Raw genomic sequence first — 24944 nt, forward strand, 5'->3', positions numbered from 1 at the left:
TGGTGCCTTTCGCAGCAGGCACGCAGACGCACGGTGTGAGGGGGCGCCGGCGGGACGGGGGCCCCGTGGCTCGAGCTCCTGGTCGGGGTGTACCCACGGGCCGTGTTCTCACACGCTTCGCCCACCGTGACGGCGTCGGCACCGTCCGAGCCGGGCAAACCGCGGTGCCCGGGGGCGCTGGGACGGGCCGGCGCCGGGTACGCATCGGTCATGGCAACCAACGACCACGACACCGCACCCGTCGCAGAGCGCCGGGAACCCGAGGCGCCGACCGACCTGCCCAAGGAGTCGCTGCGGGCCGTCCTCGCTCGCGCCCGCAGGGAGTTCAAGCGCGACCGGCTCACCGACCTCGCGGCTGCCCTCACCTACTACGGGCTGCTCGCGCTCGCGCCGGCGCTCGTCGTCCTCGTCGCAGCCATGGGGCTGGCGGGGCCGGACGTCGCCGACCGTGTCGTGCAGCAGACGCAGTCGCTGGCCCCCGGCTCCAGCTCCCAGCTCGTCGCGCAGCTCGTGCACCAGGCGCAGTCGAACCGGACCGGCGCCGGCATCGGGGCCCTCGTCGGCATCCTCGTGGCCCTCTGGTCGGCGTCGGGCTACGTCTCCGCGTTCATGCGCGCCTCGAACGTCGTCTACGACGTCCCGGAGGGTCGGCCGATCTGGAAGACCGTGCCGATCCGCATCGGCGTGACGGTGCTGGCCGTCGTCGTGCTCGTCGTGGGCGCCGTGATCGTCGTCGTCTCCGGCCCGGTGGCCCACCAGGTCGGCGACCTCATCGGCGCCGGCGACACGACGGTGCTGGTGTGGAACATCGCCAAGTGGCCGGTGCTGCTCGTCCTGCTGTCGGTGCTGCTCGCTGTGCTCTTCTGGGCCAGCCCCAACGCCCGCCAGGGCGGCGTGCGCTGGGTGAGCCCGGGCGGTGTCATCGCCGTGATCGCGTGGCTCGTCGTCTCGGCGCTGTTCGCGCTCTACGTCACCTACTTCGCCTCGTACAACAAGACCTACGGCTCGCTGGCCGGGGTCGTGGTCTTCCTCGTCTGGTTGTGGCTGACGAACATCGCGCTCCTGCTCGGGGCCGAGGTCAACGCGGAGCTGGACCGCAGCCGGGCCATCGCCGGTGGCCTGCCCGAGCACGTCGAGCCCTTCGCCGAGCCGCGCGACACCCGCGCGATGGACGAGGACGAACGCGCCGCGGCCGAGCGCGCCGTCCGCTACCGCGAGGGTGTCCGGGCCGAGGACGGGACCGACCGGCGTGACGATTCCCGTGACGATTCCCGTGGCGATTCCCGTCGCGAGGGCCGTGGCGAGGCCCGTGACGAGGACCGTGACGAGGACCGCTACGGGGACCGCGTCGAGGGCCGGGGGTGACGGCGCGCGCGCCCGGGTCGGCAGACGCCCGCGGCGCGCGGCTCATCGACACCCGGGTACCACGAGATCCGCAGGGCATCGCCCTGCTCCTGCACGGCGGCGGCAGCCGCCCCGGTGCGATGCGGGTCAGCCCGGCCCAGCTGTCGGTGCTGCGGCTCGTGCCGACCGCCTCGCGGATCGCTCGCTCGGCTCCACGCGTCGCGGTGCACCGGCTCCTCAACAGCTACCGCGGGTGGGACACCCGCCACACCCCCGTCCAGGACGTCGCGTGGGCGCTCGACGCGCTGCGGGCCCGGCACGGGAGCGTCCCGGTGTGCCTCGTGGGGCACTCGCTCGGCGGTCGCGCCGCCATCCTGTCGCTCGGCCACCGGGACGTGCGCAGTGTCGTGGCGCTCGCGCCCTGGGTGCACACGACCGACGCGCCGGGTGGCGACCTCGCGGACACGTCGCTGCTCGTCGTGCACGGCGACGACGACCGGGTCGCCAGCCCGGAGCGCGCCTTCCGGGTGGCGCGCGCTCTCGCCCCGCGGATGCCCGTCGGCTACGTCGCGGTCCGCGGGGGCCGGCACTCGATGCTGCGGCGACACGAGGTCTTCGACGGCCTGGCCGCCGCGTTCGTGGCCGACACGCTCGGGCCCGGGCGCTCCCCGGACCCGCTGCGCCCCGTCGGTGGCGGGTACGCCGGTGTCGTCGCCCGGGCGCTGGCGGGCGAGGCGTTCATCGAGGTGTGAGGCGGTCTGCGTCCGGGCGACGAGGGTACGGAGCGGGCGACCCGCTGACCCTGGCAGCCGCGTCGGTGACGTGAGCAGCCCCATCCCCCAGGAGATCCCGTGCCTGATGTCGTCGACCTGATCCTGAGCGACCACCGCGAGGTGGAGCGGCTGTTCGCCCTGCTCCGTGACCCGGAGACCCGGGCGCAGAACGTGCCTGTCCTCGTCACCCTCCTCACCGCGCACAGCCGCGCCGAGGAGGCCGAGGTCTACCCTGCCGCCCGCGACGAGGCCGGCGCCGCCGACGACGTGGCCCACTCGCAGGCCGAGCATGCCGAGGCCGACGAGCTGCTCGCGCGGTTGCAGGCGTGCGACCCCGACTCGAGCGAGTTCGACGGCGTCCTGTCCGAGCTCGTCGACGCGGTGAGCCATCACGTCGAGGAGGAGGAGGAGACGGTGCTGCCGGCGATGCGCTCCGGTCTCGACGGGGCCCGACGTGTCGAGCTGGCGGAGGCGTTCCTCGCCAGCCGGGCCGAGCACCTGGGCGCCGGACCCGACGACATCACGCTCGAAGAGCGCCGCCAGCAGGCGGCCAACGCCGACATCGACGGTCGCGCGGGCATGGGCAAGGACGAGATCGAGAGCGAGCTCAAGGCCAAGGCCGAGGAGGAGGAGGAGTCCGAGGGCTGAGCCGTCGCCGGTCGGCACGAAGCGGAGCCGGTCGCGGACGCGCGGCCTCGCTCTCCGATCGAGGCGGCCCTGCGGGGGCGGCTCAGCCGAGGTCGACGACGGACTCCCAGGGTGTGGCCACTCGCAGCTCGCGCAGGTAGTGGGCGAAGCCCTCCGGGGCACGCCCGGTGTCGCGCGAGGAGGTGACGACGCGTCCGGCCGCAGTGGCCTCGACGCGCCCGCCGACCTGGCGCACCGCGTCCACCAAGGCGACGTCCTCGTGCGCGAGCAGCGAGCGGAAGCCTCCGGCGGCACGGTAGGTCGACAGGCGCACGCCGAGGTTGGCCCCGTGCACGTGCCGGTGGCCGTCGGCGAGGTCGTGGGCGCGCACCCAGCGCGCGAGAACGGCCGGCTCGAGCCCCTCGTCGGGCTCGACGGTGCCGACGACCGCGTCCGCGCCCGCCTCGGCCAGCCCCACGTGCACGGCCAGCCAGTCCTCGGGCACGCGGCTGTCCGCGTCGGTGCACGCCACCCAGACGCGATCGCCCGCCGCGGCGTCGCGGCAGCCGATGAGGCGGACCGCACCCTCGACGCCGGCGGCACGGGCAGGGCCGACACCGCCACTCGTCGTGACGACGCGGACCCAGGGGTAGCCCGCGGCCACCCGCCCCGACCGGTCGGTGCACGCGTCGAGCGCCACGACGACGGCGACCTCGAGGTCGGGGCGCTGCCGCTCCAACGCCGACGTCGCTCGGGCCAGGGCCGACAGGCAGGCGCCGAGGAGACGCTCCTCGTTCCGCGCCGGCACCACGACGGCGACGTGCGTCAGTGCCGTGGGGCGCGCGGTGGGGGCGGAGGTCCGCGTCACGAGCGGCTCCCTTCGGGGTCGGTGGCAGCAGCCGTGCCAAGGGTGCGGGCGGTGTCAGTGGGGGTCGCGCGGGTGAGGACGGTGAGGAGGAAGTCGGGCTCGACGTGCTCGACGAGCACGCTCAGGTCGGTGCTCGCCCGCCAGAGGTCGTGGACGGCGGGGCCGTCCAGGGGCCACCCGACGATCTCGTGCCGCCAGTGGCAGAGCACGACGGCGCCGTCGTCGGTCAGGCCGGCCGTCACGAGCCGGCACAGCTCACGCAACCGGTCGGGGCTGAGGAAGTAGCCGACCTCCGACACCACGACGAGGTCGAAGGGGCCCTCGGGGTGGTCGGTCACGGCGTCTGCGCGCCTCACCTTGACGTGGGGCAGGTGCCCGAGGCGGGCCCGGGCGTGCCCGACGGCGGCGGCGCTCGCGTCGATGGCGATGAGGGTCTCGCACCGGGGCGCGAGGTCGGCCGCGAGCGTCCCGACGGAACAGCCCACCTCGAGGGCGCGGGTGAAACGTCGACGCGGGAGCGCGGCGAGCGTCACGGCGCGCTTGCGCTCCTCGTACCAGTCGGTCTCGGTCCGCCACGGGTCGGCCTCGTCGCGGTGCAGCAGGTCCAGGGCCGCGTCGGGCTCGGCGGCTGGTTCCAGGAAGGTCTCGTGGTGGCGCAGGAAGTGCGCGACGAAGCCGGGCGACAGGAGCTGCTCGTCACCGGGCTGGTCCGACAGGGGCGCAAGCTGGGTGCGATGGACGGCGAGCGCCTGGGACTTCGAACGGTGCGTCATCGTGTCGAGCGGCAGCACCAGGGCGTCGGCCCAGGGCGTTGCTTCGCGGGTTCCCCAGTGCCACAGCCAGATCGGATACTCCACGGTGCGCGCGTCGGTGCGCTGTGCGGCGATGCTGGCCGCGCGGCCGGCTGCCTCGTGGTCCGGGTGCCCGTCGCCGCGCCACGGTGCCGCCACGAGCGTCGCGGCACCCGCCGCGCCGATGGCGTCCACGACGGCGGCGACGATCGCCTCCAGGTGTTCGGCGAGGTGGCCGTCGGGGAGCCCGCAGGCGACGAGCCGCGCGTCCGCGGCGAGCATCCCCACCGCGGCGCGCGTCTCGGCCTCGCGCTGCACGGCCAGGGCCTCGGGCGTCCAGGTCGGCGAGTTCGGATGGGACGCCTCGCCGTTGGACAGCAGCACCACCGTGACCGCCAGTCCCGACGCAGCCGCCAGGCGCAGCAGGCCCCCGGCGCCGAGCGTCTCGTCATCGGGGTGCGCGGCGACGACGACCAGCGCGGCGTGGGCTGACAGGTCGAGCTGGGGCAGGTCGCCCCACTCCGGGCAGGCGAGCCAGTTCTCCTCGCCGGTACCGGGCTCGTCGTGCCGGAACGTCACGGCATCCGCGCTCACGGGGTGACCCCCGACGCCTCGAGGAGGCTGCGTCCCAGCGCCGCGGCGTCGCGCTCGGCGTGCTCCTGGCGGACGTACAGGCGCAGGTCCGCGACCCGGGCCGCGTGCTCCTCCTCGAGGGCGAGGGGGCCCGGACCGAGCGCGTGGTCGACATGCCCGAGGACCTCGTCGACGGCGTCCGCGACGACACGTCGGACCCGGAGGGCGAGCCGGGCACCGTCGTCGCCGACCGCCTCGCCCGCGTCGACGGTCCGAGCCGCGTCGGCCAGCGTGGCCGAGGCGGCGTGGAGCGCGGCGTCGACGGCGCCGAGGTGCATGAGGGCGACCTGGTCCGGGGGCCGGCGCAGACACTGCTCGAGAAGCCGGGCGGCCACCGCGCAGGCGCCGCCGAACCACACCGCGGCCACGCCGATGCCGCCCCATGCGAAGCCGGGCCGTGCGAGGTACCAACCGGGTTCGCCGATCGGTACGGCCTCGGCCTCGTCGAAGGCCACAGGTCCGCTCGGGACGGCGGAGAGGCCCCGGGCGACCCACGACACGGGTTCGACGTGGGTCGCGTCGGTGCGCAGGTCCACGGCGTAGAGGCGTCGCTGCTCGTCGTCGCACCACGCGGTGACGAGCGCGTGGCTCAGGGTGCCGGCCAGCGAGCACCACGGCTTGGTCCCGCTCAGCCGGGCCGGGCCGGGCTCTCCGGACGCGGGTGACGCCGCGATGAGCCGGGTGCCAGGTCCCTCGGCCGCGAACACGCCCCACGTCTGGCCGTCGTGGACGCGAGGTACGTCGAGCCCCGACGCGCCCGCCTCGGCGAGGATGGCCGTGGCGTCGAGGTGCGGCTCGAGAGCGCGAGCCACGGTGAGGTCCCCCGCAGCGACGCTCGCCAGCGCCTCCCACAGCATGGCCGTGGAGCCCGAGCCCGGGAGCGGGAACGCTTCGCGGACAAGGGATCCGAGTTCGAGCCCGAAGTCGGGGTCGCCCGCCCGCTCGCGAGCGAGCCCGCGCAGCCGCACGGCCACGGGGCCGAGCGTCGAGCCGTGGATTGCAGGGGCGAAGGGTTCGGCGCGGTCGTCCGTGACGCCGTGGGAGCGGTGCGCCGCCCGGGGTCCGCGCCGCTCTCCACGGGCGTGCGGCGCGGTCGCGGTCGGGGCCACGGCGTCCTCCATCGTCGGTGCAGAGGTCGACGACCCCCTGCGGTCGTGCCTCCCTTACCCGGGGGAGGCATGTTCGACGCGGCTGGTCGCGCCGGGGGCGCGGCGCCTAGAGGACGACGCCGTCCCGACTGCGCTTCTGAATCTGGACGACGCCGCCGTTGTCGGCTTACCCCGGGCACCGGTGTCTGATTCATCCGGCGCAGATCATGGGCCGCGACGCGCGGGCGGGTGGTGGGCCCAGCGTGGGCACCACCGATGCGCCGGACCGTCCCTGGTGCAACGACCACGCAGGAGGTGCGCAGGAGGTGCGCAGGAGGTACGCGCCGCGACGGCGACCCGCCGCGTCAGCGACGTGCCGACTGCTCGCCCCGGAGCGTCTCGTGCGGGGCCTCGCCGTACCGGCGGCGGTACGCGGACGCGAAGCGGCCCTGGTGGTAGAAGCCCCACCGCATGGCGACGTCGGTGACGGTGGTGCCGTCGTCGCGCTCGCCGGCGGCGAGGTCGTCGTGGGCCCGGTCGAGGCGCACCCGGCGCACGTACTCCGACGGCGTGGTCTCGAGGTACCGGCGGAACGCCTGCTGAAGGGCCCGTGGTGTCACACCGGCGGCGGCCGCGAGCTCGGGCAGCGTCAGGGGCTCGTCGGTGTGCGCCTCCACGAGGTCGAGCGCGCGCGACAGGGACGCCGATGCCATGGCGTCGTCCCGGTCGGCCGAGGTCGGGCCCTGGTCGGCGGTCGTCGGGAACGTCCGCAGAACCGTCGCCGCGAGGTCACGGGCCGCAGCGTCGCGAGCCAGCGGCGTGACCCCCGGGGCCGACAGGGCCCGGGCCGCGTCGTCGATGGCGGTACGAAGCGCCTCGCCGCGGCGTCGGGTGACCGGCCGGTGGTCGAGCAGCCGCACGGGAATGGGGTTGTCCGACTGGCCGCCGGCGACCTCGGTGAGCAGGCCGGGGTCGAACATGGTGATGCTGTAGCGGGCCTCGTTGATGCGCCCGCGGTAGGCCCGGTCTGGTGGGGAGAAGCTGAACACCTCGCCCGGGCCGAACGAGGTCGCGTGACGCGAACCGGCGACGCGGTGGTCCTCGACCGAGCCGGACTCGATGCTGCAGAGGCAGATCTTGCCGAGCGCACTCACGTCGTAGAGCATCTCGAAGCCGAGGTCGATGTGGTCGACCGTCAGTTCGTCCGGGCCCTCGACGCGGTCGACGTGGGCGTGTGGTGAGGGGGCGGTGCTGCCGATACGCATCGGGGCGTACGCATCGCTGAGGAAGGTCTCGATGCGATCGAGGTCGGTGCTGTCGAAGACCACGGAGTCCATGGCTGGGTCCATTCGCTGCGGCCGTGTGGCCGGGAGGATCCCTCGAGGGAGGGGATGGGGCGGGCCGCGGTCTGACCCCACGCCATCTCCTCGACCGTACCGCTCCTCGCGGGCCCGGCGTGATTGCGAGGGCTGTGGATTGTCTGGGAGCACGACACGCGGCGCCGTGGGACGACACTCGTTTGCCTCGCTCGTCGGCCATCGTCTAGGTTCGAGCCGGGCGCACCCACCACGCGCCCAGTCAGTTCTGCCCGACCGCCTTGTGTCCGCGGTCCCGCTCCACGTGTCTGCGTGGTGCCCCGGATCGGAGACACACATGCCCAAGCGCGCCCTCGGTGCCCCTCGCAGCCTCACCGTGCGGTCGACCCGAGGATGAGCGCCCACGCCCAGCCGGTGGGTCTGCGGTGAGCGACAGCGTCAACTCCGCGGCCCTGGCCGCCAGCCTGCGACGCCTCGACCAGCGCGGAGACCCCAGTGCACTGCGGCCCTCGCTCCAGCGCGTCATCGAGGCGTGCGACCAGCTCTTCGACGTCGACGGCAGCGGCCTCATGCTCACCGACGAGCACGGTGACCTGCACTACACGGCGGCCTCCGACGGCCCGGGCACCCTGCTCGAGCAGGCACAGATCGAGACCGGCCAGGGCCCGTGCATCGACACCTTCACCCACGAGATCGCCGTGGACACCCCCGACGTCACGAGGGACTCCCGCTGGCTCGACCTGGGTGGCCGGCTCCACGGGCTCGGGGTGGCAGCGGTGCTCGCCGTGCCGGTGCACCTGGCCGGAGTGTGCGTCGGCAGCCTCAACCTCTACCGGGCCCGTCCCGGAACGTGGGACCACGCCCAGCAGGCCGCGCTGGAGAAGTTCGCGGAGGTCGCCGAGACGATGATGTCGGCGGCGGTCGCCGCCGACCACGCGGGGGAGCTGGCGAGCCAGCTGTCCTACGCCCTCGACTACCGCGCGCCCATCGAGCGAGGCGTCGGTTACCTCATGGGCCGGGACGGGCTCTCGCAGCCCGCCGCGTTCAACCTGCTCCGTTCCACGGCGCGCAACAGCCGTCGCAAGGTCGCCGACGTCGCCGAACACCTGCTCGGCACCGGCCGGCTGCCCGGGGAGGAGAGGGCATGACCCCTGACGAACCGCCGGTGGCGGCGGGGTCCCTGCCCTCGGCCCCGTCGGCGCCGCCGACCGAGAAGGCAGCGTCCGGGCGGTACGTCGATCCGGCGGGCGCGTCGAGGCTGGGTCCGTCCCTCTCGCCGGCGGCGCTCGACGCCATCCAGCGCCTCGTGGACGCACTGGCTGCCGAGGAGCCAGACCCCCACGCCACCGCGGCGGGCCACGAGCCCCCGGCGGAGCTCGACGACGTGGTCCGGCACCTGCGCGACCCGGACCGGGCCGCCCGGCCCGTGGTCCGGCTCGCCCAGCTCGCCGTCCAGCTCCGACTGGAACGTGACAACCTGCACGTCGCCCTCGAGACCAACCGGACGATCGGCGTCGCCGTCGGGGTCCTGATGGCGCTACGTCAGCTGACCCACGAGGACGCGTTCGAGCTGCTCGTGAGCATCAGCCAGAACCACAACCGCAAGCTGCGTGAGGTGGCTGAAGCGGTGGTGCGCACCGGCCTGCTGCCGGGGGCCGAGGACCTCGACTGAGGCGTCTGATCACTCCTTCGCTGGGTAGCGTCCCTGAGAACCCATCGACGAGCGAGGTCCCATGACGTCCCAGACCGAGCCCGCGCCACGCAGCGCGCCCGTCAACCCCGAGGCACTCGCGGCGCGGCTGTCCGTCCTCGGCACTGCCGACGGCGATGCGCTGCTGCAGTCCTCGCTGCGCAGCATCGCCGCGGCCTGCGACGACCTGTTCGTGGTGGACGGCACGGGCATCATGCTCGCCGACGAGTCGGGTGAGCTTCGCTACGTCGTCGCCACCGACGACGCCGGACGTCGCCTCGAGCACGCGCAGCTGCAGACCGCGGAGGGCCCGTGCATCGACGCGTACGTCCGCCGCGTACCGGTCACGGCTCGCGACGTCGCCGGCGACGGTCGGTGGCCCTGGCTGGCAGAAGCCCTGTCCGACAGCGGGATCCGGGGAGTGCTCGGGGTCCCGATCCAGCTCGACGGCGCGCCGGTCGGCACGTTGAACGTGTACCGGAAGACCCCGATCGTCTGGGGTGACGACCTCGTCGGTGCCCTCACGCGCTTCGCCGACGTCGCCGAGCAGCTCATGCGAGCCGCCGTCGCGGCCGAGCGGGCAGGCGAGCTGGCGGCCCAGCTGACCTACGCGATCGAGCACCGTGCGCCCATCGAGCGCGCGGTCGGGTTCCTCATGGCACGCGCCGGGATGGCCCAGGCGGACGCGTTCGAGCTGCTGCGGTCCACGGCGCGCAGCAGCCGCCGCCGCATCGGCGACGTCGCCGACGAGGTGCTCGCGTCGGGCGACCGGACGATGCCTGCTGTCGGGACGCCTCTCCGCGCACCCGCTCGCCCGCGCCGTCCCGGGTCCGCCGGACGCCGCTGAGCCGCAGGCGCACGGCACCGAGGGGTGTCCCCGGGGCCCGGCCTGGGGCCCCCCTTGAGCCCCGGGGACACGTTCGGGTCGCGACGTCAGCTCGCGAGGGGCTCCGGCTCGCCGAGATCGCCAACGAGCTCGGCGCGCAGCTGCCTGAAGGTGCGGCCGAGGAGACGCGAGACCTGCATCTGGGTGGCGCCGAGCTCGTTGGCGATCTCGCGCTGGGTGCGCTCCTCGACGAAGCGCAGGTGCAGGACCCTGCGCGTCTGGGGTGGCAGCGTCTCCAGGGCGCGGCCGAGGTCGACGTGGTCGCAGAGCCGCTCGAGGGCGGGGTCGTCCTCGTACACGGCGTCGGCGACGTGGTTCTGCTCGCCCGGCGTGGTCGGCAGGTCGATCGAGAGCGGGCGGAAGCTCGAGTCGGATCCTTCCGCCTCACCCATCGCGACGGTGTCGACCCCCAGGGCGTCGGCGAGCTCGTCGCGGGTCGGGGTGCGGCCCAGCTCGTGGGTGATGACCTCGCGCTTCTGGCGCAGGGTCAGACGCAGCTCCTGGACCCGGCGAGAGGGCCGCACCATCCACCCGTGGTCGCGGAAGTGGCGCTTGAGCTCGCCGGAGACCGTGGGCACGGCGAACCCGGCGAACGAGGCGCCGACGCGCGGGCGGTAGCGGTGGATCGCCTTGAGCAGGGCCAGGCGGGCCACCTGGAGCAGGTCGTCGCGCTCGATGCCGCGGTTGCAGTAGCGACGGGCGAGCCCGTCACAGAGGTCGGTGTGCAGGGCGAAGATCTGGTCGACGACACGGCGCCCCTCGGGGCTGTCGATGTCCTCGACGAGGTGCAGCTCGGCGAAGAGTGCGTCGGTGCGGGCGTCGCGCTCTGCGTGGACACGCGCGGACTCGCGCTGCAGGTCGTCGCGGGTGCGCACGGGGGTCCTCGCGCCCCGAGTCGGGGTGCGGGCGGGCGTGGGCGTACGGGTGGAAACGGTCATGCCGGTCCTCCGTCGTTTGCTACGACAAGAGTCGGCACGTGATTGGACCGCTCGGGTCTTCCTCGACCATCGCACCGCGCGGGACCGTGGAAAAGCCGAAATGCGAAGCCCTGGGCTCCTCCGCTCCGTTTGCGGCGCGTCTTCGCGGGTAGGTGCGGGGCGAGAGCACGTCGTGGGGGTCCACGTGGGCGCGCTGGTCCGGCCCTCGAGCAGCAGGAGGATGTCATGACGTCCGAGATCGGCGAGCGCGCCGCGGCCATGGTGCGCGACGACGAGAGCGGCGGCTTCCCGCCCCAGCAGCAGGACCCGCCCGGCCTCACGAGCCGGATGCAGCCGGTGCCCGACCACGGTGAGACGACCTACGTCGGGCACGGCCGCCTCACCGGCATGCGGGCGCTCGTCACGGGCGGCGACTCCGGCATCGGCCGCGCCGTGGCCATCGCCTTCGCCCGCGAGGGTGCCGACGTCGCGATCAGCTACCTCGAGCCGGAGCAGTCCGACGCCGAGGACACCCTGGAGTGGGTCCGTCGGGAGGGACGCAACGGCGTCCTGCTACCGGGAGACCTGACCCGGCGCCAGACCTGCCTGCAGGTCGTCGCCGACACGGTGCGCGACCTGGGGGGTCTCGACATCCTCGTCAACAACGCCGGCTTCCACTGGGACAAGGGCACCCAGGGACTCGAGGGCCTCCAGCCCGAGAACGTCCACCGCGTCCTCGGCACCAACCTCGAGGCGGTGCTCTGGCTCTGCCAGGCCGCCCTGCCGCACCTGGGGCCGGGCTCCTGCATCATCAACACCACCTCGATCCAGGCCTACGACCCGTCGCCGAGCCTGCTCGACTACGCCGCGACAAAGGCCGCCCTCAACAACCTCACCGTCAACCTCGCCGCGTCGCTCGGCCCGCGGGGCATCCGGGTCAACGCCGTGGCACCGGGGCCGATCTGGACGCCGCTCCAGCCCGCCACCCGGGAGGCGGACACGATCGAGACCTTCGGCGCGCAGACGCCGCTCGGCAGGGCCGGGCAGCCTGCCGAGGTGGCGCCGGCCTACGTCTTCCTCGCCTCCCCGCGCGACGCGAGCTACGTGTCGGGCACGGTGCTCGGCGTCACCGGTGGCGGCGCGGTGTTCTGATGCTTCGCCGGACGACTGGGGTCTCCCACGACGGGTAGGGACGGACGACCATCCCCGACCCGAAGGAGCACCATGCCGCTGCGCGCGACCGCCCTCAACTGCACGCTCAGTGCCTCACCGGCCCAGTCGAGCACCGAGCTGCTCGCCCAGCAGGTGCTCGACGAGCTGGCTCGGCACGACGTCACCGGCTCGGTCGTCCGCGTCGTCGACCACGACGTCCGTCCCGGCGTCGAGCTCGACATGGGCGACGGCGACGAGTGGCCCGGCATCCGGGAGACGATCATGGCCAGCGACATCCTCGTGCTCGCCACCCCGACATGGCTCGGCCAGCACAGCAGCGTGTGCCAGCGGGTCCTCGAGCGCCTCGACGCCGAGCTGTCCGAGAAGGACGAGGAGGGCCGGCTGCGCACGTACGGCAAGGTCGCCGTCGGCGTCGTCGTCGGCAACGAGGACGGCGCGCACCACATCAGCGCGGCGCTCTTCCAGTCGCTCAACGACGTCGGCTTCACGATCCCCGCCGGCGGGGTCACCTACTGGAACGGCGAGGCCATGCACGGCACCGACTACAAGGACCTCGGCTCGACGCCGGACACCGTGGCGAGCACGACCGCCACCCTTGCGGCCAACGCGGCCCACCTGGCCAAGACCCTCGCGGCCGCGCCCTACCCGCCTTCGTGACCGCCGAGGTCCACGCGTCCGTGCACGAGTGAGCGCACGCTCTCGTCGTGGAGGCGCTCGAGGGTCTCGACGCGTCGGCGCGCCGACGCCACGAGCGCCGACAGGTCGAGGTCATCGGGCCGGGAGGTCAGGGGGCCGAGGCCCTCGAGCTGCTGCCAGGCGAGGAGCGTCTGCCAGAGGCGCAGCGTGCCGACCGCCGCGAGGCTCAGGGCCTCGAGTTCGACGACGTCGGTGAGCGGGGTCCGTCGCGACCACGAGCCGTTCGGCTTGAGCCGGCCGAGCCGCTCCGCGAGCAGCGTCGTCACCCGCTGCGCCCGGCTCGGCGGGATGCCGAGGGCAGCCATGAGCCGGCCGAGCGACGCGCGGTCGGCCTGCACCTCGTCCATGAGGTCGCCCAGGACGTGCCGCGCCGAGGCGTACAGGTGGCTGCGGGCCGTGAGCCCGAGCCGCTCGGCACCGGCCGCGAGGGCCGCGTCGTGGTTGCGCAGGTAGACGACCAGCTGGTCCCGGGTGGAGGGGCTCGTCGTCTCGGCGACCGAGGACGCGGGCGACGCGTGCGGGTCGGGGCTCGTCGGCGGGTTCACGGGTGCAGCACCACCTTGAGGCACTCGTCCTGCTTGTCGCGGAAGGTGCGGTAGAGGTCGGGGGCGTCCTCGAGGGCGCCGTGGTGGGTGGCGAACGACTCGAGCCCGAGGACGTCGTCGTCGGCATCGACGATGTCGAGCAGCTCGTCGGTCCACCGCCGCACGTGGCACTGCCCCATGCGGATCGTCAGCCCCTTGTCGAAGAGGTCCATCATCGGCATCGGGTCGGCGGTGCCGCCGTAGACGCCGCTGATGGACAGGGTCCCGCCACGCCGGACCGCGTCGACGGCCGTGTGCAGGGCCGCGAGCCGGTCGATGCCGCCGTGCTCGACGGCAGCACGGGCGAGGGGCTTGGGCATCCGGGCGGCGGCCTTGATCGCCTTCTCGGACAAGGGGTTGCCGTGCGCCTCCATGCCGACGGCGTCGATGACGGCGTCGGGGCCGCGCCCGTCGGTGAGGTCGCGCAGCGCGCCCGCCACGTCGTCCACCGCGGAGAGGTCGACCACCTCGGCGCCGCTGTCCCTCGCGAGGTCGAGCCGGTCACCGACGGGGTCGACGCCGATGACGCGTCCGACACCGCGGTGCACGGCGCTGCGTACCGCGAGCTGGCCGACCGGTCCGAGGCCGAGCACCGCCAGGGTGTCGTTGCCGTTGACGCCGCTGTACTCGACCGCCTGCCACGCCGTGGGCAGGATGTCGGACAGGAAGAGGTAGCGCTCGTCGGGCAGCCCGTGGCGCAGCTCGACGGGCCCGAAGTCGGCGTGCGGCACGCGCACGTACTCCGCCTGGCCGCCGGGCACCGACCCGTAGAGGCTCGTGTAGCCGAAGAGGCTCGCGCCCTTGCCCTGCTCGGTGTTCTGGGTCGTCTCGCACTGGGCGAAGAGCCCGCGCGCGCACATCCAGCAGCGCCCGCAGGAGATGTTGAACGGGACGACGACACGGTCGCCGGGCTGGAGCGTCCCCACGCCGGAGCCGACCTCCACGACGATGCCCATGAACTCGTGGCCGAGCACGTCGCCCTGGCGCAGGTACGGCGCGAGCACGCCGTAGAGGTGCAGGTCGGAGCCACAGATGGCCGTCGAGGTGACGCGGACGATCGCGTCCGTCGTGTGTTCGATGGTCGGTTCGGGTACCTCGGCCACGCGGACGTCTTCCATGCCCCACCAGCAGACAGCCTTCATGGCGGGGACCTACCCGGCGTGTCGCGCTCGAAACAGCAGGTTGCCCGGACGGGGCACAGCCCTCCGGACGCCTCGAGAGGAGACTCATGGACACCGCACCGGCGACGACGGTGGAGAGCACGACCCAATTCGGCAGCACCGGAGCCCCGGTGGCGGTGGTGCTCGGTGCCTCCCGCGGCCTGGGCCTGCTCCTGGCTCGCGAGCTGCTCGGGCGCGGGCACCACGTCGTCATCGCCGCGCGGGACGAGGACGAGCTCGCCTCCGCCGTGGACCAGCTCGAACCCGAGGGTGAGGTCCAGGGCCGGGTGTGCGACGTCAGGGACGCGGCGGCCGTCGGCGCGCTCGTCGGTGACGTCGAGCAGGAGGTGGGTCCCATCGAGGTGCTCCTCACGGTGGCCGGGATCATCCAGGTCGGCCCGGCGCGGGCCATGGCCCTCGGCGACTTCGAGGACGCGATCGCGACGATGACGTGGGGCCCGATCCACGCCGCGATGTCGGTGCTGCCGCACATGCAGCGCCGTCGGCGGGGACACATCGGCACCGTGACCTCGATCGGCGGGATGGTGTCGCCACCGCACCTGCTGCCCTACGCCACGGCGAAGTTCGGCGCGGTGGGGTTCTCCGACGGACTGGCCGCGGCCCTGAGCGGGTCGGGCGTCACCGCCACGACCGTGGTGCCGGGGCTCATGCGCACCGGCTCGCACCAGCGCGCCTCCTTCTCCGGCGACGCTCCGGCGGAGTACGCGTGGTTCGCCCCCGCCGCGTCGCTGCCCCTGCTGTCGGTCGACGCCGAGCGCGCCGCCCGACGCATCGTCGACGGTGTCCTCGCCGGCCGACCGATGGTCGTGCTGACGCCGCTGGCCTGGGTCGGCATTCGCGTGCGCGGCCTTGCACCGGCCACGACGACGCGGGTGCTCGGGCTCGTCGGGCGGCTGCTGCCCGCGCGGCCCGAGCGGGGCAGCCGTCGCGCCGTCGCCGGCCTCGAGGCGGCTCGACGCCTGGCGTCCCCACTCGTCGACCGCCTCACGACCTTCGGAGACCGGGCGGCGACGCAGACGAACCAGTCGCAGCCGGCCCGGGAGTGACCGCGGCCCAGGTCCTCGGGTCGGCGCTCCTGTCGCGCGTTCAGGCTTCTCCCAGCGTCTCCTGACCGAGTCTTGACCCTCCCGGTCCGTAGCCCGCCCCGCCGCTCACTCGTTGTGCCGGGCGAGCGGGAGCCCGGTGCTCTCGCCCGATGGTGGTCAGTTCACACGCCTCGGGGGCGTCATCTCTTCGTGATCCAGGAGAACGCATGCTGTCAGCCTCGTCCCGCACGGTCCGCGCCCGCGGCCGTGTCCTGCCGCTCCTGGCGGCGGCCTCCCTCGTGGGTGGCCTCGTCGCCGCCGCACCAGCGCTCGCGGCGACGCCCGACTCCGGCTCGGTGTCCGACACGAGCACGAGCGTCCAGTGGACCGCCGGTCCGTTCGCCGCCCCCAACGTCACCGGCACCACGGGTGACGTGACGTGCGGGCCCCAGCTGTGCGACGACTTCGCCCTGCACGTGTCGACGCCGAGCACCTACGGCGACACCCACCAGCTGACGGTCAAGGTCGGCTGGGGCAACGCGGCCGCCGACTTCGACGTCTACCTGCTCGACCACAGCGGCGCGGTCGTCGCCTCCGCCGCGTCGAACTCGGACCCTGAGGTCGTCGTCGTGCCGCCGACGAGCGGCGACTACACGGTGCGTGTCGTGCCCTTCGCCCCGCTCGGCGAGTCGATCACCGGGACGGCGAGCCTGACCGATGTGCCGGCCAACCCCGCCCCCGGCACGGCCACGCCGCCGACCTTCAGCCAGTACGGCGCTCCCGAGTCGTTCGCGCGGGCGCACGACGCCGGTGAGCCGTCGATCGGCAGCAGCCACGGAACGACCTCGACCTTTTACCAGGCGCTCTACGACACGTACAAGGCCACGTGGGACGACAGCGTCTCCCCGTCGAAGGTCTCGTGGGCCGATGTCTCGGCCACGCCGGCCAAGGGCTGCGCCACCGGCGGCTCGACGTCGCTCGACCCGATCGGGTTCACCGACCCGAAGACCGGTCGCGTCTTCGAGAGCCAGCTCGCCGGCAAGACCTCCCTCATGTGCTACTCCGACGACGAGGGCACGACGTGGTCGCCGAGCCAGGGCGGCGGCCTCAACTCCGGGGTCGACCACCAGACGGTCGGCGGAGGCCCCTACTCGCCGGGCGGGATCGGCGCGCTTCCGACGTCGACCTACCCCAACGCCGTCTACTACTGCAGCCAGGACATCGCGGATGCCAACTGCGCCTCCAGCCACGACGGCGGCGTGACCTTCGGGCCGGCCGTCCCGATGTACTCGCTCCTCGACTGCGGTGGCCTGCACGGGCACGTCAAGGTCGCCCCGGACGACGGCACCGTCTACGTGCCGAACAAGTCCTGCGGCGGCAACCAGGCGGTCGCCGTCTCCGAGGACGGCGGCACGACGTGGTCGGTCCGCAAGGACCCGGCGAGCACCGCGGGCGACTCCGACCCGAGCGTCGGCATCGGGGCCAAGGGCACCGTCTACATGGGCTACCAGGCCGCCGACGGCACGCCCCGCGTCGCCGTGAGCCGCGACAAGGGCAAGACCTGGACCGACGACCAGAACGTCGGAGCGAGCCTCGGCGTGCACAACACCGTGTTCCCGGCCGTCGTCGCCGGTGACGACGACCGCGCCTCGTTCGCCTTCATCGGCAGCACGACGCCCGGCAACTACCAGGACGCGACGAACTTCAAGGGCGACTGGCACCTCTACGTGTCGACCACCTACGACGGCGGCAAGAGCTGGGTCACCGTCGACACGACGCCGACCGACCCGGTGCAGCGCGGCTCGATCTGCACGGGCGGCACGACGTGCGGCAACGACCGCAACCTGCTCGACTTCATGGACGCCACGGTCGACCGCAGCGGACGCGTCGAGGTGGGCTACGCCGACGGGTGCACCGGCGCGTGCGCCCAGCCCGGTGGTGCCCAGAACTTCGACGCCTACGCCACGATCGCCCGCCAGCAGACCGGCAACACGCTGTACTCCGCCTACGACGCCCTGCCGAACCTGACGCCGACGGCGGTGTCCGTGGCCAAGGCCGGCGGTCTCTACGCGACGACGGCCACCGTCGCCAACACGGGCAAGGCGGCGGCCACCGGTGTGACCACGCGCCTGTTCGTCGACGGCGTCAACGTCGCCACGTCGGCGCCCACCGACCTCGCGGCAGGCCGGTCGGCGTCCGTGACCTTCCCGGGCGTGCGTCTGGCCAAGGGCACGCACGCCGTGGTCGTCGTCGCCGACCCCGACAACCGCATCCGTGAGTCGGACGAGGCCGACAACCGGCGCCAGACCCAGGTGAGTCGGTGACGAGGACCGGCGTCGGCCTCGTCGTGGGCGCCCTCGCCGGCGCCCTGCTCCTCGGCGGGTGCGGCGACGAGATGGAGCAGGCCATGGCCGACACCGGCTCGGGCGCGACGCAGGCCGCGCTCGTCTGCGCCAAGGACGCCAAGCCGGTCGCGCTTCCGGACGGGTTCCCCTCGCAGGCAACGCTGCCCGCCGGCTACGTCGTGACCGGCGTCGAGGCCCGCAGCGGCGACCGCACCGTCGTGACGGCCGTGTCGGCGAAGGACTTCAAGCAGACCCTCGCCGACATGCAGGGTGCCTACTCGACGCGCGGCTGGACCGCGTCCGAAGGTGAGGTCGAGGAGCGCGACGCGGAGTCCAACTTCGACGGCAACGGACTGCGTGGTCGCTGGGCGATCCGGCAGATCCCGGACTGCACCGACAACACCTCGGTGAGCGTGCTCATCGGCAAGTGACCGCCCGGTGGCGGGGCGACCGACGCGCCCCGCCACCGGGCTCACCTGCGCACCGGCCCACTCGCCGGAAGCGTTTGCAGGACGTGGCGCCGGCCGCCGGAGCACGATGTGCACATGCGCGACGTGGCGTCCGGGGACGGCGGGCGGCGCCCGGCCCGCCACCGTCCGACGCCGGGCGATCTCGGCGTGCTCCTGGTCGTCGGGGCCGCGTACTACGTCGGCGCGCGCCTCGGGCTGGGCCTGTCGCTGGTCGAGCACAACGTCACACCGCTGTGGCCGCCGACCGGCATCGCCGTGGCCGCCTTCGTCCTGCTCGACCACCGTCGCTGGGGCGCCGTCACCATTGCCGTCGGTCTCGCCGCGCTGGCGGTCAACCTGCCGATCAGCACGGGACCGGCGGCGGCGGTCGTGACGGCGCTGGGCAACACCGCGGCTCCACTCGTGGCGGCATTGCTGCTGCGCCGGGTCGGGTTCCGCCGGCAGCTGGACCGGCTCCGCGACGCCCTCGCCATCGTCCTGCTGGGTGCCCTCGCGAGCATGGCCGTGAGCGCGACCGTCGGAGCCCTCACCCTCGTCGCGTCCGGCGCGATCCCGATGGGCGAGCTGCCCACCGCGTGGGCCGTGTGGTGGACCGGTGATGCCATGGGCGTCCTCGTCGTGACGCCGTTCCTCCTCGCGCTCCCGCTGATCACCGACGGCACGTGGGGCCCGCGGCAGTGGTTCGAGGGTGTCGCCGCGCTCGTCGCCACCGGACTCGTCTCGGCGTGGGCGGCCTTCTCCACCATGGCGGTTCTCGTGCTCGTGCTGCCGGTCCTGGGATGGGCGGCCTGGCGCCTCCAGCTGCGCGGTGCCGCTCCGGCAGCCCTCGTGGCGTCGGTCGTCACGACGTCGGCGGCGACCCACCAGAGCGGCCCCTTCGAGGGGCTCACCCTTCTCGAGCAGATGGTGAGCCTGCAGGCGTTCAACGCGTGCGTCGCGCTGACCTCGTTCTTCCTGGCCTCCCTCGTCAGCGAGCGCCTCGACGCCGCAGCCGCCCTCGCGCGCTGGGCCGGGGAGCTGGAGGAGAGGGTGGAGCAGCGGACGGCCGACCTGTCCGCCGCGAACGAGCGGCTGCGTCGGGAGATCCGCTCGCGGTCGCGGGCGCAGCAGCAGCTGAGCCACGAGGAGGCCCGGGCCGAGCGCGAGCACGAGATCGCGGGGGTGCTGCAGCGCAGCATGCTGCCCGGCCGGCTCCCGGACCTGCCCGGCATCGAGGTGGCCGCCCGGTACGTGCCGGCCACGACCGACGTCCAGGTCGGCGGCGACTGGTACGACGTCATCCCGCTGGCGCACGGACAGGTGGGCCTCGTCATCGGTGACGTCGCCGGCCACGGCGTGCGGGCCGCGGCGACGATGGGCCAGGTGCGGATGGCGGTACGCGCGTACGCCGTCCAGGACCCGTCCCCGGTCCGCGTGCTGCGCCGCGTCCACCGGCTGCTGGCGCGCCTCTCCAGCGACGAGATGGTCACGCTCGTCTACCTTCTCGCCGACCCGGCGGCAGGCACGGTGCGCCTGTCGAGCGCCGGACACCCGCCGCCCCTGCTCGTCCACGCGGGGGCCGTCAGGCAGCTCGACGGCGCGCTCTCCCCGCCCCTGGGGGTGACCCTGGACCGCAGCTACACGGAGGTCGTGCACGCACTGCCTTCGGATGCCACCCTGCTGCTCTACACCGACGGCCTCGTCGAGCGACGCGGCGTCGCCATCACCGACGGCCTCGACCGGCTCGCGGCCGGCGCGGTGCGTCTCGTGGGGGAGGACGGCGGTGACCTCGGGGCGCTGTGCGACGCCCTCCTGCACGACCTCCTCGGCGACGGCGACCGCTCCGACGACGTCGCGCTCGTCGCCGTCCGGGCCACGCCGACGCACGAGGGCCGGCCCTCGCCCGACGAGCCCACGGACGCCGAGCCCATGGACGCCGAGCCGATGGCGACGGAGCCCGTCGCGACCGGGCCTCTGGCCCAGGCGCGTTCGACGGCCGCGACGTCGCGCGGAACTCGGCCGGGTCCCGGGCTCGCGGACCTAGACTGAAGACGCGTCGCTGCAGGGGATCGACAAGGGGTGGATGCTCATGGCGGCACGACGCACGACCTTCCTCGCGGCCGGTGCCGCGACCGCGCTCGTGGCCGGTGCCGCGACCGCGCTCGTGGCCGGCCTCGCGCCCGGTCTCGCCCCCGGTCTCGCCGCCCGCGCGGCCTCCCCGGCCGCCACCACCGCGACCACGCCGACGAGCGCGGCGCTATCCGCCGCCGACCAGGCCAGGGCGGTGTTCGCGCGGATGACGACGGCCCAGCGCGTCGGCCAGCTGTTCATGGTCGGCGGCCCCGCCACCGGGCTCGGCACCGCGACCACGTCGGCGATCACCCGCTTCCACGTCGGCAACCTCGTGCTGACCGGTCGCACCACGAGCGGCACGGCCCCGGTCCGGGCCCTGACCGCGCATGCCGACGCGCTCACGACGGCGGCAGCCACGGCCGGCGTGCCGTTGTTCATCGCCGCCGACCAGGAGGGCGGCTACGTCCAGGTGCTCCAGGGGCCCGGGTTCTCGCGGATGCCCACGGCACTGACCCAGGGCAGCTGGGCCGACACCACCTTGACCGCGTCCGCGCGGGTCTGGGGTCGGCAGGTCATGCGATCCGGCGTCGACCTCGACCTCGCGCCGGTCATGGACACCGTCGCCAAGAGCTTCGCGGCCCTGAACCGGCCGATCGGCTACTACCAGCGCGAGTACGGGTACTCGCCGTCGGTCGTGGCGGAGAAGGGCACCGCGTTCGCGCGCGGCATGCAGGGCTCCGGGCTGGCGATGACGGCCAAGCACTTCCCGGGCCTCGGCCGCGTCACCGGCAACACCGACACCACCGCCGGCGTCACCGACACCGTGACGACGCGGACCTCACCCGACCTCGGCCCCTTCCGTGCGGCGATCGACTCAGGGGTCCGCGTGCTCATGGTGTCCTCCGCCTACTACCGGCGCATCGACGCCGGGCACCCGGCGGTGTTCTCATCGACGGTGATCGGCGGGATGATCCGCCACGACCTCGGCTTCACCGGGATCGTCGTCAGCGACGACCTCGGCAACGCGCGGCAGGTGGCGGCCTGGAGCCCGGGCGCCCGCGCGGTCGACTTCATCGCGGCCGGAGGCGACGTCGTGCTCACCGTGAACCCGTCGGTGCTGCCGGCCATGGTGCAGGCAGTCGCCGCACGGGCAGCGAGCGATGCCCTCTTCCGCGCCAAGGTGGACGCCGCCGTGCTGCGCGTTCTCACGGTCAAGGCCGGGTACGGCCTGCTCGCCCCGCGTCCACCGGTCAACGGGGTGCTCGGCACGTCTACCGTGGTCGCGCTCCAGCGCTGGCTGGCGATCACCCGCTCGGGCGTCTTCGACACCGCGACGATCCGGGCCTTGCAGGCACGCATCGGGATGTCCGTCGTCGGTATCTGGGGCCCGCGCTCGACGGCGGCGATGCAGACCTACCTCGGCATCTCCCGCGACGGTGCGACGTACTGGAACGCCCGTACGGTGGCCCAGCTCCAGCGCTACCTCGCCACCCAGCTCTGAGCGTCGCCGACGCGTCAGTCGATCGACTCGCTCTGCACCTGCGTGCTCGGGGCCGGCACGTCGGTGACGCGCGCGGCGTGCGCCGACACGACGTACGGGTTGCCCTGGGCGATCTCGTCGGCGACGGCCTCGAGCCAGGGTTCGGGCATCGGTCCGATGCCCGCCGCGTCCACGGCGTCGACGAGCGCGCGGACGACCTCCGGCTGGGTGCGGCCGCCCTCGCGGGCGAGGGCGTTGATGATCGTCTGCAGGCGCTCGTCGCGCTGCAGGGAGATCTCCTCGCGCGCGGCGTCGTCCATCGGGTCCGTGGTCGGCTCCATGGCCGCCTCCTCGGGGTCGGGGGATCGGGTCGTGAGCGCTCCTCCGGAGGCTGCCGTACCCGCTCGGTTCGACTCTGGCACGCAGCTTTCCTAGACTCCCTGGGTCCATCTGCACGGATCCGGGCTCAGGGGACCGGACGAAGACCGGAAGGCCGTCGTGGGTTCCCTCGTCCTCGAAGCCGTCCTCTCGAGCGTGTTCGCCACGCTGGGATGCCTCCTCACCGCACCACGCCGCTCGTCGGGCCGCGTGCGTCGCGCCACCCCCGCCGCCTGGCCGGCGCGAGCTCTGTTCCCGCTCGTGCCGCTCACGCTGGTGGGAGCGGGCCTGCTGCTCGTCACCGACGCACGTGACGTCGCCCTCGGGGTCGGCGTGCTCTGGGTGGCCACGCTGCCCTGGCTCGGCAAGACGTCACGGTGGGGGGCGTGGGCCCATTCCGCCTGGTCGCTGACCGTCGCAGCGGGGCTGTCCTTCCTCGTGGCGATGCTCTGGTGGACCCTCGACTCGGGCCTGAGCGGCCTCACGCTCGTCGGTGCCTGGCTGCTTCTCGGTCTCGAGGCCGCCGCCTACCTGCTGCTCCTCGCCCACGGCTGGGAGATCTTCGACGTGCTCGGCAGCCGGCAGTGGCGCCGCCGGGTCGCGCCCGGCACGACCGCCGTCGTCGCATCCCGCACCGACGTCCCGTTCGTGTCGCTCCACGTGCCGGCCCACCACGAGCCGCCGGACCTGCTGCTGGAGACCCTCCGCTCGCTCGCCGACCTCGACTACCCGGCCTACGAGGTGCTCGTCATCGACAACAACACCGAGGACGACGCGCTGATCGCCCCGGTGGCGGCGTTCTGCGCCGAGCACCCCGAGGTGTTCCGGTTCCACCGCCTGCTCGACTGGCCCGGCCACAAGGCGGGTGCGCTCAACTACGCCCTGACGGTCACCGATCCCCGCGCGTCCGTCGTCGGCGTCGTGGACGCGGACCACCAGGTCGACGCCGACTGGCTGCGTCAGACCGTCGGCGCCTTCGACGACCCGCAGGTGGCCTTCGTCCAGAGCCCGCACGACTACCGCGACTGGGAGGGGTCGGGCTACCTGCGGCGTCTGTACTTCAGCTACGGCTACTTCTTCTCCGTGTCGCAGCCCTCCCGCGACGAGCGGGGTGCGGCGGTCTTCGGCGGCACCATGGGCCTCGTCCGGCTCACGGCGCTGCGCGACGTCGGCGGCTGGGACGAGTGGTGCGTCACCGAGGATGCCGAGCTGTCGCTGAGGCTGCTCGCGGCCGGCTACAGCGGACACCACCTCGACCGCTCCTTCGGTCGCGGCATCATGCCGCTGACCTTCGAGGCCCTCAAGAGCCAGCGCTTCCGGTGGTGCTTCGGCGGCATGCAGATCCTGCGCCGCCACTGGCGGACGCTCATGCCGTGGAGCCGGACGCCGATGGACCGCAGCCAGCGCCTCGCCTACCTCGTGGGCGGCCTGCAGTGGATGGGCGACCTGCTCTCGCTCGTCTTCGCCGCGGTCGTCGTCGTCAGCCTCCTCGACGTCGCCCTCGGGAGCGGGCTCGTCGTACAGCGTCTGAGCGGCCTCGTCCTCGTCGCGGTCCCGGCGGTCCTCCTCCTCGGGATGCTGCGTGCCGTCGCCGTGGTCAAGGTCGTGACGCGGCGGGCGACGTGGCGCGACGCGCTCGGCGCCTTCGTCACGGGGCTCTCGCTCGGTTGGGTCGTGTCGCTCGCCGTGGTCCGAGGCCTCACGGCGCCCGCGGGCGTCTTCCTCCGGACGCCGAAGGTCAGGGGTGACGCGCACCTGTCGGACGCCGTCAGGTCCAACCGCGCCGAGCTCGCGTCGGCCGTGGTCGCCGGGGTCGCGATGCTCACGGCGGTGCTCGTTCGTCCCGGCCTGGTGACGCTGGGGCTGGCGGGGCTGCTCGTCGTGCCCGTCGCGGGGTGGCTCGCGGCCCCGGCCAGCACGCTCGCGGCGTTCCGGGCCGACCTGACGCCGGGCCTGCGGGCGCGGCGCGACTCCGAGCGGACGCGAGCGCGGTGGGGGCGCGTCGGGGGCGCCCGAGGCGCCTTCGCGACGGCCGCTGCGGTGGCAGCCGTCGTCGGTGCCGTCGTGCTCGTCGTCTCGCCGGCCTCCGAACAGACCCCGCGCGCGAGCGCGATGCCGGGCCTGCCGCGGACGACGGTCTCCGTCCAGCCCGACCCGGCCCTGGCCGACGGCGGGAGCACGTGGTCGCCCTCGTCGGGTGCCTCCGGTGTTACGGGAGCTGGTGGCACCGGCACCCCGGCCCGCGGCTCGTCGTCCGCCGCGGCGGGCGTCGGCTCGACGACTGCGCCCGGTGCCACGAGTGCCCCCGGCGCCACGAGTGCCCCCGGTGCGTCGGGCGCCACACGCGCGGTCCCGTCGACGGTGTCCCGGGGCTCCAGCCGCACGACGACTCCGCCGACGTCACCGCGCGCGTCGCAGCCGGCGGGGACCACGGCGGCGTCGCAACCGTCGCAGACCAAGACCGTCCCGGGCGCGACGAACCGGCCGACGAAGACCAGGACGCCGTCGTCGACGACGTCGACGACCCCCCTGTCGACACCCTTGTCGACCCCCTTCTCGATCCCGCTGTCGATCAGCGCATCGCTGTCCGTGTCGCTGCCGGTCCCGTGACACACGGCGGCCCACCC

At 73.8% G+C, this 24944-nt stretch carries 22 protein-coding genes; 14 read left to right on the top strand and 8 right to left on the bottom strand.

Features of this window, described 5'->3' with window-relative positions; all coding sequences use genetic code 11:
- Positions 1–210: 210 nt before the first annotated feature.
- From AC3A5R_RS15735 to AC3A5R_RS15745, 3 genes are all read left to right on the top strand, one after another.
- Positions 211–1365 carry a YihY/virulence factor BrkB family protein gene (locus tag AC3A5R_RS15735; RefSeq protein WP_487621702.1) on the top strand — a complete coding sequence of 385 codons (1155 nt, stop codon included), beginning with the start codon at positions 211–213 and terminating at the stop codon, positions 1363–1365.
- A complete protein-coding gene (locus AC3A5R_RS15740) occupies positions 1362–2096 on the top strand; it encodes an alpha/beta hydrolase (RefSeq protein ID WP_487621703.1) in 735 nt (244 codons plus the stop codon). The genes AC3A5R_RS15735 and AC3A5R_RS15740 overlap by 4 nt, the downstream gene beginning before the upstream one ends.
- Before the next feature lie 99 nt (positions 2097–2195).
- Complete coding sequence (locus AC3A5R_RS15745; protein WP_323097463.1) at positions 2196–2765, top strand: hemerythrin domain-containing protein; 570 nt, start codon at positions 2196–2198, stop codon at positions 2763–2765.
- Positions 2766–2847: 82 nt separating this feature from the next.
- Here AC3A5R_RS15745 and AC3A5R_RS15750 read toward each other — a convergent pair whose 3' ends face one another.
- The 4 genes from AC3A5R_RS15750 to AC3A5R_RS15765 all read right to left on the bottom strand — a co-directional run bounded on the left by AC3A5R_RS15750 (position 2848) and on the right by AC3A5R_RS15765 (position 7461).
- A complete protein-coding gene (locus AC3A5R_RS15750; protein WP_487621704.1) occupies positions 2848–3612 on the bottom strand; it encodes a glycosyltransferase family 2 protein in 765 nt (254 codons plus the stop codon).
- Positions 3609–4997 carry a bifunctional PIG-L family deacetylase/class I SAM-dependent methyltransferase gene (locus AC3A5R_RS15755; protein ID WP_487621705.1) on the bottom strand — a complete coding sequence of 463 codons (1389 nt, stop codon included), beginning with the start codon at positions 4995–4997 and terminating at the stop codon, positions 3609–3611. Before AC3A5R_RS15755 ends, AC3A5R_RS15750 begins: the two co-directional genes overlap by 4 nt.
- Complete coding sequence (locus tag AC3A5R_RS15760) at positions 4994–6145, bottom strand: acyl-CoA dehydrogenase (RefSeq protein WP_487621706.1); 1152 nt, start codon at positions 6143–6145, stop codon at positions 4994–4996. Before AC3A5R_RS15760 ends, AC3A5R_RS15755 begins: the two co-directional genes overlap by 4 nt.
- 344 nt (positions 6146–6489) lie before the next feature.
- Positions 6490–7461: a helix-turn-helix transcriptional regulator gene (locus AC3A5R_RS15765; protein ID WP_487621707.1), complete on the bottom strand. Its 972-nt coding sequence runs from the start codon at positions 7459–7461 to the stop codon at positions 6490–6492.
- 404 nt (positions 7462–7865) lie between these two features.
- Between AC3A5R_RS15765 and AC3A5R_RS15770 the strand changes: the two genes are divergently transcribed.
- From AC3A5R_RS15770 to AC3A5R_RS15780, 3 genes are all read left to right on the top strand, one after another.
- Positions 7866–8588 (top strand): GAF and ANTAR domain-containing protein, encoded by a 723-nt coding sequence (locus AC3A5R_RS15770; protein ID WP_487621708.1) that lies wholly within the window; start codon positions 7866–7868, stop codon positions 8586–8588.
- The gene (locus tag AC3A5R_RS15775; protein WP_323097469.1) at positions 8585–9112 is read left to right on the top strand and encodes an ANTAR domain-containing protein; all 528 of its coding nucleotides are present in this window, start codon (positions 8585–8587) and stop codon (positions 9110–9112) included. Before AC3A5R_RS15770 ends, AC3A5R_RS15775 begins: the two co-directional genes overlap by 4 nt.
- 61 nt (positions 9113–9173) lie before the next feature.
- A complete protein-coding gene (locus AC3A5R_RS15780; protein ID WP_487621709.1) occupies positions 9174–9977 on the top strand; it encodes a GAF and ANTAR domain-containing protein in 804 nt (267 codons plus the stop codon).
- Between the two features lie 86 nt (positions 9978–10063).
- On the opposite strand, the gene AC3A5R_RS15785 is transcribed toward AC3A5R_RS15780, so the two are convergent.
- A complete protein-coding gene (locus tag AC3A5R_RS15785) occupies positions 10064–10954 on the bottom strand; it encodes a sigma-70 family RNA polymerase sigma factor (RefSeq protein ID WP_487621710.1) in 891 nt (296 codons plus the stop codon).
- A gap of 225 nt (positions 10955–11179) precedes the next feature.
- Here AC3A5R_RS15785 and AC3A5R_RS15790 point away from each other — a divergent pair, with 225 nt between their 5' ends.
- Entirely contained in the window at positions 11180–12085 is a 906-nt protein-coding gene (locus AC3A5R_RS15790; protein WP_487621711.1) for an SDR family oxidoreductase, read from the top strand.
- Positions 12086–12157: 72 nt separating this feature from the next.
- Positions 12158–12763, top strand: a complete 606-nt coding sequence (locus AC3A5R_RS15795; protein ID WP_487621712.1) for a flavodoxin family protein — start codon at positions 12158–12160, stop codon at positions 12761–12763.
- Here the strand turns inward: AC3A5R_RS15795 and AC3A5R_RS15800 are convergent.
- Positions 12748–13347: a hypothetical protein gene (locus tag AC3A5R_RS15800; RefSeq protein ID WP_323097474.1), complete on the bottom strand. Its 600-nt coding sequence runs from the start codon at positions 13345–13347 to the stop codon at positions 12748–12750. The genes AC3A5R_RS15795 and AC3A5R_RS15800 overlap by 16 nt on opposite strands.
- Positions 13344–14528 (bottom strand): zinc-dependent alcohol dehydrogenase, encoded by a 1185-nt coding sequence (locus tag AC3A5R_RS15805; RefSeq protein ID WP_487621713.1) that lies wholly within the window; start codon positions 14526–14528, stop codon positions 13344–13346. The genes AC3A5R_RS15800 and AC3A5R_RS15805 overlap by 4 nt, the downstream gene beginning before the upstream one ends.
- Before the next feature lie 86 nt (positions 14529–14614).
- Between AC3A5R_RS15805 and AC3A5R_RS15810 the strand changes: the two genes are divergently transcribed.
- The 5 genes from AC3A5R_RS15810 (at position 14615) to AC3A5R_RS15830 (ending at position 21960) form a co-directional block, all read left to right on the top strand.
- The gene (locus AC3A5R_RS15810) at positions 14615–15613 is read left to right on the top strand and encodes an SDR family NAD(P)-dependent oxidoreductase (protein ID WP_487621714.1); all 999 of its coding nucleotides are present in this window, start codon (positions 14615–14617) and stop codon (positions 15611–15613) included.
- Between the two features lie 206 nt (positions 15614–15819).
- On the top strand, positions 15820–17916 hold the full coding sequence (locus tag AC3A5R_RS15815) for a CARDB domain-containing protein (protein ID WP_487621715.1): 2097 nt from the start codon (positions 15820–15822) through the stop codon (positions 17914–17916).
- Positions 17913–18368, top strand: a complete 456-nt coding sequence (locus tag AC3A5R_RS15820; protein WP_487621716.1) for a hypothetical protein — start codon at positions 17913–17915, stop codon at positions 18366–18368. The genes AC3A5R_RS15815 and AC3A5R_RS15820 overlap by 4 nt, the downstream gene beginning before the upstream one ends.
- Before the next feature lie 114 nt (positions 18369–18482).
- Positions 18483–20435 carry a PP2C family protein-serine/threonine phosphatase gene (locus AC3A5R_RS15825; protein ID WP_487621717.1) on the top strand — a complete coding sequence of 651 codons (1953 nt, stop codon included), beginning with the start codon at positions 18483–18485 and terminating at the stop codon, positions 20433–20435.
- Positions 20436–20475: 40 nt separating this feature from the next.
- Entirely contained in the window at positions 20476–21960 is a 1485-nt protein-coding gene (locus tag AC3A5R_RS15830; RefSeq protein WP_487621718.1) for a glycoside hydrolase family 3 N-terminal domain-containing protein, read from the top strand.
- 14 nt (positions 21961–21974) lie between these two features.
- On the opposite strand, the gene AC3A5R_RS15835 is transcribed toward AC3A5R_RS15830, so the two are convergent.
- Positions 21975–22280: a hypothetical protein gene (locus AC3A5R_RS15835; RefSeq protein WP_487621719.1), complete on the bottom strand. Its 306-nt coding sequence runs from the start codon at positions 22278–22280 to the stop codon at positions 21975–21977.
- A 157-nt stretch (positions 22281–22437) separates the two neighbouring features.
- Here AC3A5R_RS15835 and AC3A5R_RS15840 point away from each other — a divergent pair, with 157 nt between their 5' ends.
- Complete coding sequence (locus tag AC3A5R_RS15840; protein WP_487621720.1) at positions 22438–24927, top strand: glycosyltransferase family 2 protein; 2490 nt, start codon at positions 22438–22440, stop codon at positions 24925–24927.
- Positions 24928–24944 lie beyond the last annotated feature (17 nt).

The organism is Intrasporangium sp. Soil_C_50 (genome assembly GCF_057656595.1).

Coding starts and splice junctions, on each gene's coding strand:
- AC3A5R_RS15735 (WP_487621702.1), top strand. CDS start 211: ATGGCAACCAACGACCACGACACCGCACCCGTCGCAGAGCGCCGGGAA.
- AC3A5R_RS15765 (WP_487621707.1), bottom strand. CDS start 7,461: ATGGACTCCGTGGTCTTCGACAGCACCGACCTCGATCGCATCGAGACC.
- AC3A5R_RS15775 (WP_323097469.1), top strand. CDS start 8,585: ATGACCCCTGACGAACCGCCGGTGGCGGCGGGGTCCCTGCCCTCGGCC.
- AC3A5R_RS15780 (WP_487621709.1), top strand. CDS start 9,174: ATGACGTCCCAGACCGAGCCCGCGCCACGCAGCGCGCCCGTCAACCCC.
- AC3A5R_RS15785 (WP_487621710.1), bottom strand. CDS start 10,954: ATGACCGTTTCCACCCGTACGCCCACGCCCGCCCGCACCCCGACTCGG.
- AC3A5R_RS15790 (WP_487621711.1), top strand. CDS start 11,180: ATGACGTCCGAGATCGGCGAGCGCGCCGCGGCCATGGTGCGCGACGAC.
- AC3A5R_RS15795 (WP_487621712.1), top strand. CDS start 12,158: ATGCCGCTGCGCGCGACCGCCCTCAACTGCACGCTCAGTGCCTCACCG.
- AC3A5R_RS15805 (WP_487621713.1), bottom strand. CDS start 14,528: ATGAAGGCTGTCTGCTGGTGGGGCATGGAAGACGTCCGCGTGGCCGAG.
- AC3A5R_RS15810 (WP_487621714.1), top strand. CDS start 14,615: ATGGACACCGCACCGGCGACGACGGTGGAGAGCACGACCCAATTCGGC.
- AC3A5R_RS15815 (WP_487621715.1), top strand. CDS start 15,820: ATGCTGTCAGCCTCGTCCCGCACGGTCCGCGCCCGCGGCCGTGTCCTG.
- AC3A5R_RS15825 (WP_487621717.1), top strand. CDS start 18,483: ATGCGCGACGTGGCGTCCGGGGACGGCGGGCGGCGCCCGGCCCGCCAC.
- AC3A5R_RS15830 (WP_487621718.1), top strand. CDS start 20,476: ATGGCGGCACGACGCACGACCTTCCTCGCGGCCGGTGCCGCGACCGCG.
- AC3A5R_RS15835 (WP_487621719.1), bottom strand. CDS start 22,280: ATGGAGCCGACCACGGACCCGATGGACGACGCCGCGCGCGAGGAGATC.